Raw genomic sequence first — 1,595 nt, forward strand, 5'->3', positions numbered from 1 at the left:
TCCCTGGCCACAGCCCTGGGCGTCCTACGGGACACGGTGAGCACCCACAACAGCTCACTACACCCCACACTGCGCCAGGAAATCGGGGACCTGACCCTGCAACTACTCACCGCACTGAGCACCCCCACCACCGAAGACCCCCGCACCGTCCTGCACACCGCCACCCTGATCGAGCAACACTACCGCACCGCCCTGCGCCACCAACTCCACATCACCGCCGCAGCCGAAGCCACCGCCGCCCACACCCTGAGCACCACCGAATACAACCGACTCACCAACGGCACCACCAACTGGGACCAACCACCCGAACACACCACCGGACGCACCGCCCACAAGGACACCGCCGCCCTACTGGCCCGCTGGCTGGGCATCAACGACTTCGAAGCCCAAACCCGACTCCACGACACCCACCGGCTGATCAACCGGCGCACCATCGCCGGCACCACCACCACACCGCGCTACACACACCTCTCCCGACTCTTCCACGACCCCACCCAGGACCCCCGCCCAGCCCGCGACGCCGCCCGCCGCCTGGAAAAATTCGAACCCGCCGACACCATCAACCAGGGCACACCCCTGCCCCCGACCGCCACCGGCCCCGACGGGATCCCGTTGGAAGAACACGCCGCACACCTGCTCCAGGACCACGACCGGGCCACCGCCGCCAAACGCCTCACCGCCCTGTGCACCGCCTACAAACAAGCGAACACCCAAGCGATCAAACCCACCGAATACTTCCGCCGCATCCGCACCATACTGGGCGTGGACACCTACCAATTCACCGTCACCGGAACCAACGCCGAACTCCTGCGCTCCCTGATCGCCCAACTGGACAACCCCAACACCCAAGCCGGCAAAGCCGCCCGCACCACCGGGAACCCCGACACCGGGCACCCCGACACCACCACACCCCGAACCGCACCCACCGACCCCGACTGGCTGACCAGCACCACCCCACCCCCGGACTGGGCCACCGACCCGAACACCCACCCGGCACCAGCCACCCCCAGGACCCCACCCCCCGAACCACCCACCACCGGTGTCCCGGACCCGGGAATCCCGGTGGACCAACGCCGACTGAACGGCTTCCTCGCCCTCCTGAAACAACGCACCACCAGCACCGGCAACACCACCCAGGTCATCCCCACCATCAACGTGTACATGCACCTGTCCCAACTCATGGACCTCGCCCACGCCCACGGCATCACCACCCACGGGGTGAAAATCAGCCCCACGGAACTACGCCGCACCCTCTGCGACGCGAAAATCATCTCCCACGTCCTGGGCGGACAAGGCCAGATCCTGGACCAGGGCCGCGCCCGACGTATCTACACCCCCACCCAACGCACCTCCCTGCTCGCCCGCGACCGCGGCTGCATCCGCCCGGGATGCAGCTACCCACCCGAACTATGCGAAGCACACCACTGGGACGACGGCGGCTGGGCCGGAGGATGCCCCACCGATGTGGACAAGGGCGCCATGCTCTGCCCCCGGGACCACGACGACAACCACGCCGGGAAATTCACGATCGTGGACATCAACGGGCTACCCCACGTACTGGAACCGGAATACCTGGACCCGACCCGAACCCCGCG

Annotated in this window: 1 protein-coding gene; it reads left to right on the forward strand. The window is 67.3% G+C overall.

Annotation, left to right across the window (positions count from 1 at the left end):
- Window positions 1–1,595 (forward strand): HNH endonuclease signature motif containing protein (locus OK351_RS17820; RefSeq protein ID WP_265161765.1); only part of this gene is annotated, 1,595 nt, incomplete at both ends.

The sequence above is a fragment of the Glutamicibacter sp. MNS18 genome, from assembly GCF_026107515.2.
Classification (GTDB): Bacteria; Actinomycetota; Actinomycetes; order Actinomycetales; family Micrococcaceae; genus Glutamicibacter.